General features: G+C 50.9%; 12 protein-coding genes and 1 pseudogene. 5 read left to right on the top strand and 8 right to left on the bottom strand.

Going from position 1 to position 17046, the window contains the following annotated elements:
* On the bottom strand, positions 1 to 368 hold a 368-nt coding region (locus BEA93_RS23225; protein ID WP_105265939.1), incomplete at its 3' end, for a pyridoxal-dependent decarboxylase.
* 495 nt (positions 369 to 863) lie between these two features.
* On the opposite strand from BEA93_RS23225, the gene BEA93_RS23230 reads away from it, so the two are divergent.
* Positions 864 to 2513 (top strand): alpha,alpha-trehalase, encoded by a 1650-nt coding sequence (locus BEA93_RS23230; RefSeq protein WP_105225124.1) that lies wholly within the window; start codon positions 864 to 866, stop codon positions 2511 to 2513.
* A 51-nt stretch (positions 2514 to 2564) separates the two neighbouring features.
* Here BEA93_RS23230 and BEA93_RS23235 read toward each other — a convergent pair whose 3' ends face one another.
* Positions 2565 to 3167, bottom strand: a complete 603-nt coding sequence (locus BEA93_RS23235; protein WP_001165765.1) for a helix-turn-helix transcriptional regulator — start codon at positions 3165 to 3167, stop codon at positions 2565 to 2567.
* 518 nt (positions 3168 to 3685) lie between these two features.
* Here BEA93_RS23235 and BEA93_RS23240 point away from each other — a divergent pair.
* From BEA93_RS23240 to BEA93_RS23250, 3 genes are all read left to right on the top strand, one after another.
* A complete protein-coding gene (locus BEA93_RS23240; protein ID WP_105225126.1) occupies positions 3686 to 4585 on the top strand; it encodes a LysR family transcriptional regulator in 900 nt (299 codons plus the stop codon).
* 48 nt (positions 4586 to 4633) lie between these two features.
* Positions 4634 to 5647 (top strand): inner membrane protein YhjD, encoded by a 1014-nt coding sequence (yhjD, locus tag BEA93_RS23245; protein WP_000191245.1) that lies wholly within the window; start codon positions 4634 to 4636, stop codon positions 5645 to 5647.
* 410 nt (positions 5648 to 6057) lie between these two features.
* Positions 6058 to 7380 carry an MFS transporter gene (locus BEA93_RS23250; RefSeq protein WP_001149022.1) on the top strand — a complete coding sequence of 441 codons (1323 nt, stop codon included), beginning with the start codon at positions 6058 to 6060 and terminating at the stop codon, positions 7378 to 7380.
* A gap of 181 nt (positions 7381 to 7561) precedes the next feature.
* On the opposite strand, the gene BEA93_RS23255 is transcribed toward BEA93_RS23250, so the two are convergent.
* Both BEA93_RS23255 and pdeH read right to left on the bottom strand, forming a co-directional pair.
* Entirely contained in the window at positions 7562 to 9622 is a 2061-nt protein-coding gene (locus tag BEA93_RS23255) for an AsmA family protein (protein ID WP_061090357.1), read from the bottom strand.
* Between the two features lie 69 nt (positions 9623 to 9691).
* Positions 9692 to 10459, bottom strand: a complete 768-nt coding sequence (pdeH, locus tag BEA93_RS23260) for a cyclic-guanylate-specific phosphodiesterase (protein WP_000621117.1) — start codon at positions 10457 to 10459, stop codon at positions 9692 to 9694.
* 231 nt (positions 10460 to 10690) lie between these two features.
* Between pdeH and kdgK the strand changes: the two genes are divergently transcribed.
* Positions 10691 to 11620 (top strand): 2-dehydro-3-deoxygluconokinase, encoded by a 930-nt coding sequence (gene kdgK, locus BEA93_RS23270; RefSeq protein ID WP_001517301.1) that lies wholly within the window; start codon positions 10691 to 10693, stop codon positions 11618 to 11620.
* Positions 11621 to 11715: 95 nt separating this feature from the next.
* Here the strand turns inward: kdgK and BEA93_RS23275 are convergent, their stop codons facing one another.
* The 4 genes and pseudogenes from BEA93_RS23275 to BEA93_RS26405 all read right to left on the bottom strand — a co-directional run.
* Positions 11716 to 13212 (bottom strand): M16 family metallopeptidase, encoded by a 1497-nt coding sequence (locus BEA93_RS23275; protein ID WP_001163174.1) that lies wholly within the window; start codon positions 13210 to 13212, stop codon positions 11716 to 11718.
* Between the two features lie 218 nt (positions 13213 to 13430).
* Entirely contained in the window at positions 13431 to 14717 is a 1287-nt protein-coding gene (dctA, locus tag BEA93_RS23285) for a C4-dicarboxylate transporter DctC (protein WP_000858222.1), read from the bottom strand.
* 182 nt (positions 14718 to 14899) lie between these two features.
* Positions 14900 to 16888 (bottom strand): biofilm formation regulator HmsP, encoded by a 1989-nt coding sequence (hmsP, locus tag BEA93_RS23295; RefSeq protein WP_105225123.1) that lies wholly within the window; start codon positions 16886 to 16888, stop codon positions 14900 to 14902.
* Between the two features lie 81 nt (positions 16889 to 16969).
* Positions 16970 to 17046, bottom strand: a pseudogene (locus tag BEA93_RS26405) (hypothetical protein); the annotation flags it as partial.

Raw genomic sequence — 17046 nt, forward strand, 5'->3', positions numbered from 1 at the left:
GTGTTGGTGCCAACGGCCTGACCGTTTTTCGGCGCAGGCGCGTGCCACAGATCAGCAACCATGTTTACGCAACGCAGGTCAATTGCTGCAGATTGCGGGTATTCTTCTTTGTCGATCCAGTTTTTATTTATCGACAAATCCATCAATTTATGGACATTTTCATCGTCCCAGGTCTGGCAGAAAGTCGCCAGATTCTGACGGGCGTTACCGTCGAGAAATAATTCATCATTGATAATCTGGAATGCGATGTCATCGCGTATTTCATGCAGCGGAAAACGTTTCGATTCCGCGATAGTGGAAATTGCCTTTGCGCCAAAACGTGAATCTAGTAGTTCTGAGCGGAAATCCGTTAACAACTTCTGGTCCATTTCGAACTCCTTAAATTTATTTGAAGGCAATAAAAAAGTAGGATTTATCTGTAATAGACGCAAGGAGTTGCCGGTGTAATTTAAATAACAAAATCCTAAGAGTGAAATAACGTTATTTATATAATCAGTTATCGCCAATAATATTATATTTATAGCTTATTAAAACAAATGTATATTTTGGCATTTCTTTATTAATTTTTATTTTAATTACAAAAAAGTTGGTGACCTTCTGCATTGTTACACAGGTAGCCGCTACTCTTATTCGTAACAACAATGACATATCCTGATTTCTCAACAGATTACATGAATATTCCGAAAGTGAAGAATGACGGGAAACAACATATATAATATTCTCTTTGAATATTAGTGAGTTATATTTTTTCTCCATTAATAAACGTGATCTACCGCACGCTTTGTCGCCCACCAGGCGGAACGAATGACTACCCTTAAAGGAAAGCCCGATAATTAGCGACGAATTTCGGAGGTCGGATCCTTATGCTCAATCAGAAAATTCAAACCCCTAATCCAGACGAACTGACGATCGAAGTCGATCTCTGTTATGAGCTGGATCCGTATGAATTAAAACTGGATGAGATGCTCGAGGCAGAGCCAGAACCCGAAATGATTGAGGGATTGCCTGCCTCTGACGCGCTAACGCCTGCTGACCGCTATCTCGAACTGTTCGAACATGTTCAGTCGGCAAAAATTTTCCCCGACAGTAAAACCTTTCCCGATTGTGCGCCGAAAATGGACCCGCTGGATATATTAATCCGCTACCGTAAGGTTCGCCGCCACCGTGATTTTGACTTGCGCCGATTCGTTGAAAATCACTTCTGGTTACCGGAAGTCTACTCCAGCGAGTATGTATCGGACCCACAAAACTCACTAAAAGAGCATATCGACCAGCTATGGCCAGTGTTAACCCGCGAACCGCAAGATCACATCCCGTGGTCTTCTCTGCTGGCGCTGCCGCAGTCGTACATTGTCCCCGGAGGCCGTTTTAGCGAAACCTACTACTGGGATTCCTATTTCACCATGCTGGGGCTGGCGGAAAGCGGACGCGAAGATTTACTGAAATGCATGGCCGATAACTTCGCCTGGATGATCGAAAACTACGGCCACATCCCCAACGGCAACCGCACCTACTATTTGAGCCGCTCACAGCCACCGGTTTTCGCTCTGATGGTGGAGCTGTTTGAAGAAGATGGGGTACGCGGCGCACGCCGTTATCTTGATCATCTGAAAATGGAATATGCCTTCTGGATGGACGGTGCAGAATCGCTGATCCCCAATCAGGCCTATCGCCATGTCGTTAGGATGCCGGACGGTTCGCTGCTTAACCGCTACTGGGATGACCGTGACACACCGCGCGACGAATCCTGGCTTGAGGACGTAGAAACCGCAAAACATTCCGGTCGCCCCCCTAACGAAGTGTATCGCGATTTACGTGCGGGCGCGGCTTCTGGCTGGGATTACTCCTCCCGCTGGCTGCGTGACGCGGGTCGTCTGGCGAGTATTCGCACCACCCAGTTCATCCCCATCGACCTGAACGCTTTCCTGTTTAAACTGGAGAGTACCATCGCCAACATCTCGGCGCTGAAAGGTGATAGAGAGACAGAAGCGCTGTTTCGCCAAAAAGCCAGCGCCCGCCGCGATGCGGTAAACCGTTATCTCTGGGATGATGAAAACGGAATCTACCGCGATTACGACTGGCGGCGCGAACAACAGGCTCTCTTTTCCGCTGCGGCCATCGTGCCGTTATATGTCGGCATGGCAAACCACGAACAGGCCGATCGTCTGGCAAATGCCGTGCGAAGCCGTTTACTGACACCAGGCGGGATTCTGGCAAGCGAGTATGAAACCGGTGAGCAGTGGGATAAACCCAACGGCTGGGCACCGTTACAATGGATGGCGATTCAGGGATTTAAAATGTACGGAGATGACCATCTGGGTGATGAGATCGCTCGTAGCTGGCTGAAGACGGTAAATCAGTTCTACCAGGAACACCACAAACTGATCGAGAAATACCATATTGCCGATGGTATCTCCCGCGAAGGCAGCGGCGGTGAATATCCGTTACAGGACGGGTTTGGCTGGACCAACGGTGTGGCACGCCGTTTAATTGGTTTATACGGCGAACCGTAATATTTTTTACAGCCAGCCGCTAATATCCTGCTGGCTGTAAAATTATCCTCTTCAGGAGGAGATATTTAACATCATTGCCGCCTGGGTTCGGTTTTTCACTTCCAGACGTCGATAAAGCGATTCCAGATGCGCCTTTACCGTTCCGGTGCTGATATTTAACGCCCGGCCAATCTCTTTATTCGATTCGCCTGCCGCCAGCATGGTTAAAATTTCCCGCTGGCGGGCGCTTAATGATGCGAGATCTTTCGACTCTTTTTCCGGCGCTGTTCGCCAGTCGCCGGGCAGAAACATCATGCCCATCACCGCACTGTTTACCGCCAATACGAACGTCTCAACGGTTGAATCACGCGGCACAATGGCCATCACATTAAAGTGGATAACCTCCTGCAACCATCGTTTGTTGCAATCCGTCGCCGTGATTAACACTTTAATATCAGGAAATTGCACCACGGTTTTTTGCAATAACCACTGGCAAAATTCACCGTCTTGATCGCCATCCAACATCACTAAGGCTTCGGGATAGCTTTCAAGTCTTTGCCATAGCTCATCTGCCTGACTGACGCCCTGAATACCTACCCCTGGAATACGCTGTTGTAAACTGATTTTCATTCCATGAATAAATATTGACTGCCTGTCAAACATGATTATTTGCATTACTGAATCTCCACCTGAATACGTTAAAAAGACTTAAGTAGTGGAAGGGTATTACCCGAGAGACAAAATAAGAATTCGCCATTTGGCGGTGGCCATTCTACAGAGATGAAACGTAGAAAATAGTTACCGATATAAATAGTTACAGCTAAATGCCCGAAATTACATGTCGAGGGCACTATTTAAAAAATTCTTAAGGAATTCCTTATATTTTGCACCGCATTCAGGCAAGTAAAGTAGATTTATCGCTCGTTTTAATAACGTCTACGGTTAAAGAAAATGATTAGATTGCGCACTAATCCGCAATACGCTGTTTGTGCATTTTATGAAATGAGTCAAAATTATGACCTTCTGCTGGTTATTTCTCTATTCAGGGAACGCTAATCCACCCTTTATTCTCTAAAATATCCTCACTTTCTGCGTTGCACCGTTGTGAAATCATGCATTAGATGTTAGAAAAAACAATAAATAATGCGATATGCGCGTTACTGTTTCGCTGTGAACAACAATCGGTCAAAGAAATGGATAAAATTCACGCAATGCAGTTGTTCATCAAAGTCGCGGAGCTGGAAAGTTTTTCCCGCGCGGCAGATTTCTTTGCTCTGCCGAAAGGTAGCGTCTCGCGTCAAATCCAGGCACTGGAAAACCAGCTTGGCACCCAGCTCCTCCAGCGTACCACGCGGCGGGTACAACTGACGCCGGATGGTATGACCTATTATCAACGGGCGAAAGATGTGTTGAGTAATCTCAACGAACTGGACGGCCTGTTTTTGCAGGATACCACCAGCATCAGCGGTAAATTGCGCGTCGATATCCCGGTCGGAATGGCGAAAAATTTGTTGCTGCCGCGGTTACCCGATTTTCTGTATCAGTATCCGGGTATTGAACTCGAATTAAGCAGCAGCGACCGTCAGGTAGATATTCTTCATGATGGCTTTGATTGTGTGGTTCGCACAGGTACGTTACCCGACGATGGACTCATCACCCGTCCACTCGGCAAACTGACGATGGTCAACTGTGCCAGTCCGCACTATCTGACGCGCTTTGGTTATCCGCAAAATCCCGACGATCTGACTTCACACGCGGTAGTGCATTACACGCAACATCTGGGCGTGCACCCATTGGGTTTTGAGGTCGCCAGTGGTCATGGCGTCCAGTGGTTTAAGTCCGGCGGCATGTTGACGGTAAACAGTAGCGAAACCTATCTCGCCGCCGGTCTGGCGGGGCTGGGGATTATTCAGATCCCCCGCATCGCCGTGCGCGAAGCCCTGCGCGCCGGACGGCTTATTGAAGTGTTGCCCAGCTATCGTGCCGCTCCACTCTCCATTTCCCTGGTTTACCCTCAGCGTCGGGAGCTTTCCCGCCGTGTAAACCTGTTTATGCAGTGGGTCGCAGGCGTAATGAAAGAGCACCTGGACTGACCGACTATACTTTTTAAGACAGACAACGACTGAAGGACTAAAGAGCGGATGACGCAGGAAAACGAGATCAAACGTCCCACCCAGGATCTGGAGCATGAGCCGATTAAGCATCTGGATAATAGCGATAAAGGCGGCAAAGTCAGCCAGGTGCTGGAAACTGTCACCACCACCGCCGAAAAAGTCCAACGCCAACCGATCATCGCGCACCTGATTCGCGCGACTGAACGCTTTAACGATCGACTGGGTAATCAGTTTGGCGCAGCGATCACCTATTTCTCGTTTTTGTCGATGATCCCGATTTTGATGGTGTCGTTTGCCGCTGGGGGTTTTGTGCTGGCTTCGCATCCGATGCTGTTACAGGATATCTTCGACAAAATTCTGCAAAACATCAGCGATCCAACGCTTGCCGCCACGTTGAAAAACACCATCAACACCGCTGTTCAGCAGCGTACTACCGTAGGTCTTGTTGGCCTGGCGGTGGCACTTTATTCCGGCATCAACTGGATGGGCAATTTACGTGAAGCGATTCGCGCCCAGTCGCGTGATGTCTGGGAACGTTCGCCGCAAGATCAAGAAAAATTCTGGGTTAAATATCTGCGTGATTTTATTTCGCTGATTGGCTTGTTGATTGCGCTGATTGTGACGCTCTCAATCACCTCCGTTGCCGGTTCTGCGCAGCAAATGATTATTAGCGCATTACACCTTAATAGCATTGAGTGGCTGAAACCGACGTGGCGATTGATTGGCCTGGCGATTTCCATCTTCGCCAACTATCTGCTTTTCTTCTGGATCTTCTGGCGGCTGCCGCGTCACCGCCCACGGAAAAAGGCGCTAATTCGCGGGACATTCATCGCAGCTATTGGTTTTGAAGTGATTAAAATTGTGATGACCTACACCCTGCCATCGCTGATGAAATCCCCCTCCGGCGCAGCCTTTGGTTCCGTGCTGGGGCTGATGGCATTTTTCTACTTCTTCGCCCGTCTGACGCTGTTTTGCGCGGCGTGGATTGCCACCGCCGAGTACAAAGATGACCCGCGAATGCCGGGTAAAACACAACATTAAAATATGCCGGATGCGGCGCAAACGCTTTATCCGACCTACGAATTTATTCGGTCTGGCTCCCCCCTGGCCGGGTAAGATGCTCCTGCATCGCATCCGGCTATAACGCGCACATAACCTCCTGAAACTCTTCCCCCTGCGCCTCTTCAGTATCGCTTCAGGAGCAAACAATTTCATGCCAACTCATAAGCCCAGCATATAAATCCAGTTGGTAACTTTTATTTAACCTAAAACCAGTTTTATCGACTATTTATGAAATTATGTGAAGCATTTCATAGAAGAAAAATCACCAGCCTAAACATTATCCCCTTTTTGCCTGGTTTTTAGTCGTTTTCGTGGTTTGTTACACATTGAAATATCACTTTTGCTGTGCGTAATATGGCTATTCGTTAGACAAAAAATAAGAAAAGATTATGCAAGCAACAGCCACAACACTCGACAACGAGCAAGAATACACGCCGATCAACTCGCGTAATAAAGTCCTTGTCGCCTCCCTCATTGGCACGGCCATTGAGTTTTTCGACTTCTACATTTACGCCACTGCGGCCGTTATTGTATTCCCGCATATCTTCTTCCCGCAGGGCGATCCGGCGGCGGCGACACTACAGTCGCTCGCGACCTTCGCTATCGCTTTCGTCGCGCGCCCCATCGGCTCTGCCGTGTTTGGTCATTTTGGCGATCGCGTTGGGCGTAAAGCGACGCTGGTCGCCTCTTTGCTAACGATGGGAATTTCGACGGTGGTCATCGGCCTGCTGCCTGGCTACGCAACGATTGGTATTTTCGCCCCGCTGCTGCTGGCGCTGGCTCGATTTGGTCAGGGCCTGGGATTAGGCGGTGAATGGGGCGGCGCAGCGCTGCTGGCGACCGAAAATGCGCCGCCGCGTAAACGTGCGCTGTATGGCTCCTTCCCGCAGTTGGGCGCACCGATTGGCTTCTTCTTTGCCAACGGCACTTTCCTGCTGCTTTCCTGGCTGCTAACCGACGAGCAGTTTATGAGCTGGGGCTGGCGCGTGCCGTTTATCTTCTCGGCGGTGCTGGTGATTATCGGCCTGTATGTTCGCGTGTCGCTGCATGAGTCGCCGGTGTTTGAGAAAGTCGCTAAAGCGAAAAAGCAGGTGAAGATCCCGCTGGGTACGCTGCTGACCAAACACGTACGCGTTACGGTACTCGGCACCTTTATCATGCTGGCGACCTATACGCTGTTTTACATCATGACCGTCTATTCAATGACCTTCAGTACCGCCGCCGCGCCAGTCGGGCTTGGCCTGCCGCGCAATGAAGTGCTGTGGATGCTGATGATGGCAGTAATCGGTTTTGGCGTGATGGTGCCGGTAGCCGGATTGCTGGCTGATGCCTTTGGTCGTCGTAAAAGCATGGTAATCATCACCACACTGATCATCCTGTTCGCACTGTTCGCCTTTAACCCACTGCTCGGTTCTGGCAACCCGATTCTGGTTTTTGCCTTCCTGCTGCTGGGGTTAAGTCTGATGGGGCTGACCTTCGGGCCAATGGGCGCGCTGTTGCCAGAGCTGTTCCCAACGGAAGTGCGTTACACCGGAGCATCATTCTCTTACAACGTATCGTCGATTCTCGGGGCTTCCGTTGCACCGTATATCGCGGCCTGGCTGCAGACTCACTACGGGTTAGGTGCGGTAGGGTTATATCTGGCGGCGATGGCCGGCTTGACGCTAATCGCTCTGCTGCTGACGCATGAGACGCGACATCAGTCGTTGTAATAAGAGTGAAAAGCCTGATGCGCTACGCTTATCAGGCCTGAATTTCCATACAATGTATTGAATTCGCAAGGATTAGTAGGCCGGATAAGGCGTTCACGCCGCATCCGGCATGAACAAAGCACACTTTGCCAACAATCTAAATCTGTTTAATTGCCGGATGCCAGACATCCGGCAATTATCATCACTTCTTCATCTGCGACAAAATCATCCGGCACTGATTAGCTTCACCTTCTGAAGGTGATATCAACGCCAGTAATGCCGCCGCAGGTGTCACCAGCGTTGCCAGTGCTGCCGCAACAGCACCACGGGCAATCAACGGCCCTGCTTTCACCCCTGCCTGCGGATTTTTGAACGTTCCGCGGACATACAGCGGCGAACGCAGCGTGATAATCCGAATACCTTTGCTCTCTGGATCGACAGTTAAATCCAGTTGCTCCGAAGCAAAACTTGCCGTGCCGGTAACATTAATCAACGCATTCTCAGTATCGAAAGCAAAAATCTGCGGACGCGCCACGCCGTTGGCAATATCCAGATTCGCCGCCGCGCAGTTCACCCGTACCTCGTCATCACCAAAAATCGCACCGACAATGTAGTTACCGACGTTCAAGCCGACAATCTCCATCAGGTTACGGCTCACCAGCCCGTCATTCATCAACAGTTTCAGGTTGCCATTACTATTTCCCAGCAGCGCCGCCACCGAGTTGCCGCTACCGCGTAGTTCAGCATCGCCGTTCATTTCACCCAGTGTTTTCTGCATCAGCGCCACATCCGGCATCAACGCTTTCAGTTTCAGCCGACGAGCCTGAATATCCGCCCGACCCTGCATCGGTTTTTTATCCCCTTCCAGATGAATGTTCGCCGCAATACTGCCGCCCGCCATGCCAAATTTCAGCGGTTGCAGGCGCAGGTCGGCGTTTTTGAGGATGATATGGGTAGAAAGATCGCTAATCGGCAGACTGCTGCCATGCTCAATGCGCCGACCTTTAAAACGGACATCGGCATCCATCGCATCCCATTTATCGGTTTCGAAGCGGTCATATGGCAGCACTTTGCCCGCAGGCTGAACATTCTTTTCGCCCTTCTTCTGTTCAGACCGTTTCGACTTTTCCGCACCTTTCCCGGAATCAACGCCAATCAACGGCCCCAGATCTGCCAGCCGTAACTGCCGCGACTCGACGTCACCTTCCAGTTTTGGTCGTGGTTTGCCGGTGGTGTAGACCAGAGAACCGTGAATATCGCTATCACCAATGCGCCCGTTAAAGCCGCGATAATCAAAGACCGACGATTTTTCAGTGTCGATTTTCGCTACCAGTCGGCCATCGGTTTCAAACGGCGGCGTATCGGGCAACAGAACGCCGGTCAGTTCGTAGAGATCACCCAGCGAATCGCCAGAAAATTTAAGCCGTAAATCGACGCCGCCCATTTTCATTGGGTCATTCACCACGCCATCAAAAGCGACACGGGTGTTACCGGAGCGAAAATCAGCCTGTACCGGAAACGGTGTCCCTTCACCACGCAGCGCTAGCATACCGCCAATTTTACCCGTCCCCATGAGTGGTTCGCCGTTATAGCGCCCTTGTGCTTTCAGGCCAAAAACGTAATCGCCCACCTTTTCTTGATCCGTTTTACCTTTCGATCCGGTCACTTCGCTGAACGGCAACGGCTTGCCTAACGGATCAACAAAAATCTCCAGATCCGCTTTGCTTACTTTGTCATCAATAGCGATCCGCCCTTGATCGAACAGAATATTATCCAGCCGAAACGACCACGCCGACGGTTTTGCATTCGCGTCTTTGTTGTCATCGTTGCCGAGGTTGAACGTCCAGTTGTTGTTCTTTTCAGAGAGGCGAATCAGGCGCGCATCAGGCTTTTCCAGCTTGATCCACGGCAACCAGACCGTTTTGGTCAGCAGCGCCAGCGGAGCCAGCGTTGCTTCTACGCGCGGCAAATGCACCATCGTTACTTCGGGAATATCCGGCGGGTTGCCGAGAATGATGTCTTCTGCGTGCACATGAGGCCACGGCACCCAGCTACGCCAGCCGGTTTCTTGTTTTTGCCGCTCCCACACCACGCCCAGATCGCCACGAATAGCGAAGGGGCGATTCAATTCCGCAGAGACTTTCTGGTTGATGGTCGGTTTGAGACGATTCCAGTCAAAAGTCGCAATCAAAATGATCGCCACGACGACCAACAACAAGAAAGCCCCTGAAATCGCAGCGGTTATTTTGCCTGCCTTGCTCATAGTTCGCTTCCTCATGTTCTTCCTGTGCCAGTCCTAAAGATAGTCCAGCCAGGCGAAAAATGAGGCGGCTTACAGAGCCAGCGCCACTGAATCCAGCGTTTCTATCGGCGCAGGGCGCGAAAGAAACCAGCCTTGTGCAGCGAATGCGGGAGAATTTTGCACATCGCCCCATTCTTCCTCAGTCTCGACACCTTCGACAATCACGCCGCGGCAGTAGCGGTTCATCAAATGCAAAAGCTGGGAAAAGAGCGTGCGGCCTTCCGGAGACTGGCGCAGCATCACAAACAACTCGCGAGCGATTTTGATGTAGTCATAACGCACTTCACTTAGCGCAGAAAAGTTTGCCATCCCGGTGCCAAAATCATCCAGCCACAGCGGGCCAAATTCGCACATTGAGGCAAATGTTGAATCTTTCGGCAGGCGGATGTGTTCCACCAGTTCAAAGCGCAGCCAGGGAAGACGGTCAATCTGGCGTAAAATCTCCGGCCGCTGACGCAGGGCGAGAAGTGTAGGACCATCAATATTAACCGATGCCAGCAGACCGTGCTCAGCAAAGAACGCGGCTTTTTTCGCTAGTAAATCAATCTGTTCTTTCACCACATCCATCCGATGCCTGACGGTGATTTCGGCAAAATAACGATCTGGCGGCAGTCGTTGCAAAGGATTATCGGGATGCGTGACAACCGTTAAAAGCTCCACGGCCATCAATCGCCCGGAAGTCTGGTAAATCGGCTGCCAGGTGTAAGCTCGCTCACATTGCAACCAAAAACGCCGTTCCTGCAAGCTCTCGATGCTTGCTTCAGGGTTGCTTATTCGCTGGATAACCTGCCTTATCATCGAAGATGTCCTGTGTTTAAAAGTGATACTGGCCGGACTCGACAAATATTATCGGCGCGCTACGGCAGAACTTTACCGCCAGAGAGGAGTTAATTTGCCCGCGCAACGACGGAATTTCTCAGGAATACGTTCTGGCTCAAAAAAATAATGGAACAGTGTTTTAATATAGTTGACCAACAAACCACCGCAGCGCAAACTAACGCTAATTTTTTACAGATCAGGTTCACGACTATGTCCAAAAAGATTGCCGTGATTGGCGAATGCATGATTGAGCTTTCCGAGAAAGGCGCAGACGTTAAGCGCGGTTTCGGCGGCGATACCCTGAACACTTCCGTCTACATCGCTCGTCAGGTCGATCCTGCGGCATTAACCGTTCATTACGTAACGGCGCTGGGAACGGACAGTTTTAGTCAGCAGATGCTGGACGCCTGGCACGGAGAGAACGTCGATACTTCCCTGACCCAACGGATGGAAAACCGTCTGCCGGGTCTTTATTACATTGAAACCGACAGCACCGGCGAACGGACTTTCTACTACTGGCGTAACGAAGCCGCGGCCAAATTCTGGCTGGAGAGCGAGCAATCGGCGGCGATTTGTGCAGAACTGGCGAATTTTGATTATCTCTATCTGAGCGGCATTAGCCTGGCGATCTTAAGCCCCACCAGTCGCGAAAAACTGCTTTCTCTGCTGCGCGAATGCCGCGCCAATGGCGGGAAAGTAATTTTCGACAATAACTACCGTCCACGCCTGTGGGCCAGCAAAGAAGAGACGCAGCAGGTCTACCAGCAAATGCTGGAATGCACGGACATCGCTTTCCTGACGCTGGATGATGAAGATGCGCTGTGGGGTCAACAGCCGGTGGAAGACGTCATTGCGCGTACCCATAACGCGGGCGTGAAAGAAGTGGTGGTGAAACGCGGCGCAGATTCTTGCCTGGTGTCCATTGTGGGCGAAGGGTTAGTGGACGTTCCGGCGGTAAAACTGCCGAAAGAAAAAGTGATCGATACCACCGCTGCGGGCGACTCTTTCAGCGCCGGTTATTTGGCGGTACGCCTTACCGGCGGCAGTGCAGAAGAAGCGGCAAAACGCGGGCATTTGACTGCCAGCACCGTGATTCAGTATCGCGGCGCGATTATCCCGCGTGAGGCGATGCCAGCGTAAAAGCAGCATATGCAAAAGGCTGGATAAAGTGTTACTCCTCTATCCAGCTCTTCCATAAATGCCTGATGGTTGTGCTAACTCATCACCATCAGGCATTACTGTGCGGGTGGAATATCCGTCACTTCAGGATGCACATCATCTGCGGCTACAGATGTGGCGGCAGCCGCAGTAGATGGTGCCATGATTTGATCCCAGGCGGCCTGCAATCCTTTCATGTTAAATTCCGGCTCACCTTTCGGCTGCAGCAGAATTAATGCCATGTCGTTCGACAACTGCTGACGCAGATCCTGATTTAACATTTCTACCGTCAGGCTGTTAAGAAAATCCTGACGCAGTTTCTGATATTGCTCTGGCGCGATATCGACGACCTGATTTTGCAGTGAACGCATCCGCTGCCCCATCAGAATATCGGTATCAGCTCGCGCATAAGCAGCAAACAGTTTCTGTAACTCCAGTTTCTTTTGCGCAACCAGAGCGTTGAACTCTTCTTCTGGCAGGCCTTTATCACGAACTTTCGCCAGTTCACGCGCAACCAGATTCAGGTTGCTGTTCAGTTTGTCGTTTGGCGACTCGATGTTGATGGCACATTGCGCACGCTGATACAGCACACGGCAGTCAAAACCGAGGCCGATATCTTTGCTGTTATTGGCGCTTAGTGCTTGCTGAACATGCCAGAACAGCGCCTCACGGGCCAGATCAGCACGCCAGTAGCGCAGGAGCGCCGCTGACTCACGAATCGGCTGCCACGGCGTATCCCACATAATGGATAACCGGTCCTGACGCACTGCGTCAGTCATAATGCTTACCGCTTCGGCGCGCAGCGGAGAAAGCGTCGGCACTGGTGCCGGTGTTTCACGTTTGCCTTTCAATTCGCCAAAGGTTTTGTTGATTTGGTCGACAACCGAGCGCGCATCAACATTACCCACCACCAGCAGCGTCATAGCATCTGGGGTGTACCATTTCTGGTAGAAATCTTTAATTTTCGCCGCCTCAACGGGTTGTTTCAGCGAATCAGCAGGATCGTGACCTAGCAAGGTAGATCCTTTCAAACGATAGCGCCACCAGCCTTCTTTGGTGTCGGCTGGCCAGGTTGCCACCATGTCCTGGCTTTGCAACGCATGGTTTACCGTTTCTGGCGTGATGGTCAGCTTGCCGGTCGTATTCGCCAGATAAGAGAGCGCTTCTTTCAGCAGGTCGTTACGGTTATTTGGCAAACTAAGATTAAACAGCGTGGTGTCATAAGAGACGATCACCGGCGGCATTGGACGCTTAGGGTCGATCCCCTGTTGCCACAATGAACGTGCCTGTGCTGCTTCCAGGCCACCGCTTTGCGTTAGCGCAATACGAGGAATAGCGTGGCTGTAACCGCTCTGTTGTGTACTTTCAGCGAGCGAACCGGTATTAACCAGCAGGCGAATTTCAACACGATCGCTGGGACGCTGAGGCGTGGTCAGCACTTGCCACTGTAAACCGTTGGAGAGCGTCCCCTGTTGCCATGCTGGATCAGGCTGGAGCGCATCTGCCTGCACATAGCCAGCAGTGGCCATCACCAGCAAACCGCCCGCTAAAAGTCGAATTTTTGTGCCCTGCATGTGAACCCCTGATCAACTATCCTGGTAATAAAAGACTGCCCGTTGTCGGTCAGTCTGAATGACGTTAAAAACACTTCGTGTTAGACCGCAAGAACATGAAAATGTCACGGAGGAAGTGAAATAAACCCGAACTCACCCAGGGGGTCAGTTCGGGACAGGGGTCAATTATGCGCAAACACCCGCACTCGGGGAAGGGAGTGCGGGCATAAGTAGTGAGATTAAGAGGATAATTCGTGCGTTTTGCCATCCGGCGCACGATTATTCAGCACATCATCCAGTTTTTTGTGGTCCAGTTCTTTAACCCACTTCGCTACCACGATAGTTGCGACACCATTACCGACAAGATTAGTCAGCGCACGAGCTTCCGACATAAAGCGGTCGATGCCGAGGATCAGCGCCAGACCAGCCACCGGTAAATGACCCACGGCTGAAAGCGTCGCCGCCAGCACGATAAAGCCACTGCCCGTTACCCCTGCCGCCCCTTTGGAAGAAAGCAGCAACACAACTAACAGCGTGATTTGGTGGACGATATCCATCTCACTGTTGGTGGCCTGGGCGATAAACACCGCCGCCATCGTCAAGTATATCGATGTTCCGTCAAGATTAAACGAGTAGCCTGTTGGGATAACCAATCCCACCACCGATTTCCGGCAACCGAGTTTCTCCATCTTGTCGAGCATACGCGGCAGCGCTGACTCGGAAGAAGACGTCCCCAGAACAATCAGCAATTCTTCACGGATATAACGGATAAATTTGAAGATACTGAAACCGGTCGCTTTAGCGATTGAACCCAGTACCAGCACCACAAACAGGATACAGGTGATGTAGAAGCAGATAATGAGCTGCCCCAGTTGCACCAGTGTGCCGACGCCGTATTTACCGATAGTAAACGCCATCGCCCCAAACGCACCAATGGGTGCCAGGCGCATGATCATATTGATAATGCCGAAGATGACCTGTGAGAAACTTTCGATAACGTTAAAAATCAGTTGGCCTTTGCTACCCAAACGATGGAGCGCAAAACCAAACAGGACGGCAAACAACAGCACCTGCAGGATGTTACCGCTGGCAAATGCGCCAATAACACTCGCCGGGATGACATCCATAATGAAGGCGACAATGCCCTGATCTTTCGCCTGCGCGGCGTAAACCGCGACCGCTTTCGCATCAAGACTTGCCGGATCGACGTTCATTCCGGCACCAGGCTGCACGACGTTAACGATGATAAGACCAATAATCAGCGCGATGGTACTGACAACTTCAAAGTAAAGCAGTGCGACAGCGCCGGTACGACCGACCGCCTTCATGCTTTCCATGCCCGCAATGCCAGTTACGACAGTACAAAAGATGACGGGAGCGATGATCATCTTAATGAGCTTAACGAATCCGTCGCCAAGCGGTTTCATTTGCTCGCCTATTTCAGGATAGAAATGGCCAAGGAGAATACCAATGGCTATCGCTGTCAGGACCTGAAAGTAAAGGCTTTTAAACAGAGAGGTCTTCATAGGGTGTCCTTTAGTAAAACCACAGGTCTTGTAAGGTTATGGTGTACCTGCGGCCTTAAAATAACACCCAGACAACATCACAGAAATGTACCTGGATCATAATTGAAACAAAAAGGTTAAAAAGTTTGAGCTGGCTCGCACAAACCAGCACTTTTTAAAGTTTTGTAATCAGTTTGGGGTAGTTATTTATCTTCCAGGTAACTCTCTTCGAAGATTTCAATGGGGAGTGGCCGTGCAAAAAGGAAGCCCTGGGCAATACCCACGCCCGCTTTTGCCAGCCAGTCGCGTTGCGCTTCAGTCTCCACGCCTTCGGCAATCATTTGTAGGTTCAGACTTTGCGCCAGCATGATAATTGCGGTAATCATGCTGCTATCTTCTGGCAAGCCTTCAACGAACATTTTGTCGATTTTCAGCACGTCTATTGGCAACGATTTCATATGCTGCAACTGACGTAGCCCTGCGTAACCCATGCCGAAATCATCCAGTGCCACCTGTACTCCGGCATTTCGCAGCGGACGGAGGATCGCCACCGCCGCTTGCGGGTCATCAATACGTCGACTCTCTGTCACTTCCAGAATCAGCGTTCCCGGCTGAATGCGATAGCGGGTTAACAACTCCAGCATATCCGGCACCATATTCGGGTGCATAAGCTGTAGCGCCGAGAGGTTCACCGACAACGGCAGCATAATGCCGCGCTCTTGCCAGGCGGCAAGCAGCCGACAGGACTCCTCCAGCACCCAATGACCAACGGTAACCATCAGTCCACAGGACTCAATTCGATCGATTAGCCCATCCGGCAATTCCCAACTACCATCCGGTTGCTGGATACGCAACAACACTTCCGCACTGACTAATTTGCCACTGGTCATCTCCACCTGTGGCTGCAACCAAATAGCAAACTGATGATTTTCCAGTGCATTAAGGATATCGCTCTCTTCCGTCAGCCGCTGTTGAGCTTCTTCCATCTGCTGCGGATCATAGAACTGAATTTGATTCTTCCCTTTATGACGAGCAGTAAACGCCGCTGAAATAGCACGACCATAAAGTTGTTCGGCAGTAAGATCGCCATAGAACATCGCCACACCAATGCTACAGTGTGGACGCAGTTGAATACGTTCAATTGGCAAACGCTCGCTCATGATAGTAAGCACTTGCTGACCTAATGTGATAGCGTGCCACGGCTCCTGTACGCCGTTAGCGATAACAGCGAAGTCATAGCCGCTGACCTGTGCGAGGATCATGCGTGGCGACAGCACAGATTTGATTTTCTCCACCAGCGTCAGTAGCAGGATTTCCCGCTGCGCCTCTTTCAGCACGCCTGCGGTATCACGCAGCGTTTCACAAGTGATGATCATCAGTGCGGTGGTTTGTTTACGTGCAACCACCTGCTCCAGCATCTCCATCAGCAAGGCTTTGTTTGGCAAATCCGACACCGGGAAGCGCATCGCATTTTCGCACTGTTCTTCATAATGGCGCTGCAACAATTGCTGATTAAGGTTGTAACTGCGCACCAGCATACCGATTTCGTCGTCCTGATGCAGACGCGGCAAGGCCAGTTGATGACCAACAATCTCTTGCGGTGGAATGGCGTTTAGTTCGCGAGCAATATTACGTAAAGGATGTAATATCAGTCGGTTAATGCACCAGCTAATCGCCACCGTCAGGATGAGTGACAAAAGTAAGTAAATGGTCACTAACGTAGAGACGGTGCTCATCACGAACTTGTACATGCGGAAGGAATCTGCCTGTAACACCAGATAGGCAATCGGCTGCGGGGTGGCCGGACGCTCCAGCGAGTAGATGCCCAGCGAGATTTGTACCGGTAACTCAAACAATCGGGTGAACATCACTGGCACCGGGCGCTCTGGAATAAAACTTTTACGTAGCGCCTGGAACTGGTTAGGTAATACAACATCGGCGCGGCTGACCACACCCGCCGGTTTTATACTGGCAAGAATAGCTTCCGCCTGCGGAATATCACCTTTCAAAATGGCGGAAGATAAGGGTTCGCGGACAGAGCGAGCAATGCTTTCCAGTTGCGTAGCCGTGTTATAGCGGTTCTGCTGTACCAGATGAAACAGCAAAACAGTGCAAAAAACAAAAACGAATACCATGACAACGGCCGCCACCATTGCCATCTGCTTAATTGTTAACGAGCGACTAACGCGCAAATTGTCTCCCCCCGGAAATCCCAGATTGCCGCCCGAGTATACCCGATCGCAGCGGCATTAAGAGAGGCGCTATCTGAAAACTTACCAGTCGGCGTAAGGTATCAGCGGCTGCGGCGGTAAATCCATGTCGCCCTGCCATCCGGCGGCGGAATACCGTA

Origin of the sequence: Escherichia sp. MOD1-EC5950, from assembly GCF_002965345.1 — a bacterium.
GTDB classification, from domain to species: Bacteria; Pseudomonadota; Gammaproteobacteria; order Enterobacterales; family Enterobacteriaceae; genus Escherichia; species Escherichia marmotae.

Excerpts from the sequence above, each read along its gene's own strand:
- BEA93_RS23230 (WP_105225124.1), top strand. The coding sequence starts at position 864 with ATGCTCAATCAGAAAATTCAAACCCCTAATCCAGACGAACTGACGATC.
- BEA93_RS23235 (WP_001165765.1), bottom strand. The coding sequence starts at position 3,167 with ATGCAAATAATCATGTTTGACAGGCAGTCAATATTTATTCATGGAATG.
- BEA93_RS23240 (WP_105225126.1), top strand. The coding sequence starts at position 3,686 with ATGGATAAAATTCACGCAATGCAGTTGTTCATCAAAGTCGCGGAGCTG.
- yhjD (WP_000191245.1), top strand. The coding sequence starts at position 4,634 with ATGACGCAGGAAAACGAGATCAAACGTCCCACCCAGGATCTGGAGCAT.
- BEA93_RS23250 (WP_001149022.1), top strand. The coding sequence starts at position 6,058 with ATGCAAGCAACAGCCACAACACTCGACAACGAGCAAGAATACACGCCG.
- BEA93_RS23255 (WP_061090357.1), bottom strand. The coding sequence starts at position 9,622 with ATGAGCAAGGCAGGCAAAATAACCGCTGCGATTTCAGGGGCTTTCTTG.
- pdeH (WP_000621117.1), bottom strand. The coding sequence starts at position 10,459 with ATGATAAGGCAGGTTATCCAGCGAATAAGCAACCCTGAAGCAAGCATC.
- kdgK (WP_001517301.1), top strand. The coding sequence starts at position 10,691 with ATGTCCAAAAAGATTGCCGTGATTGGCGAATGCATGATTGAGCTTTCC.
- BEA93_RS23275 (WP_001163174.1), bottom strand. The coding sequence starts at position 13,212 with ATGCAGGGCACAAAAATTCGACTTTTAGCGGGCGGTTTGCTGGTGATG.
- dctA (WP_000858222.1), bottom strand. The coding sequence starts at position 14,717 with ATGAAGACCTCTCTGTTTAAAAGCCTTTACTTTCAGGTCCTGACAGCG.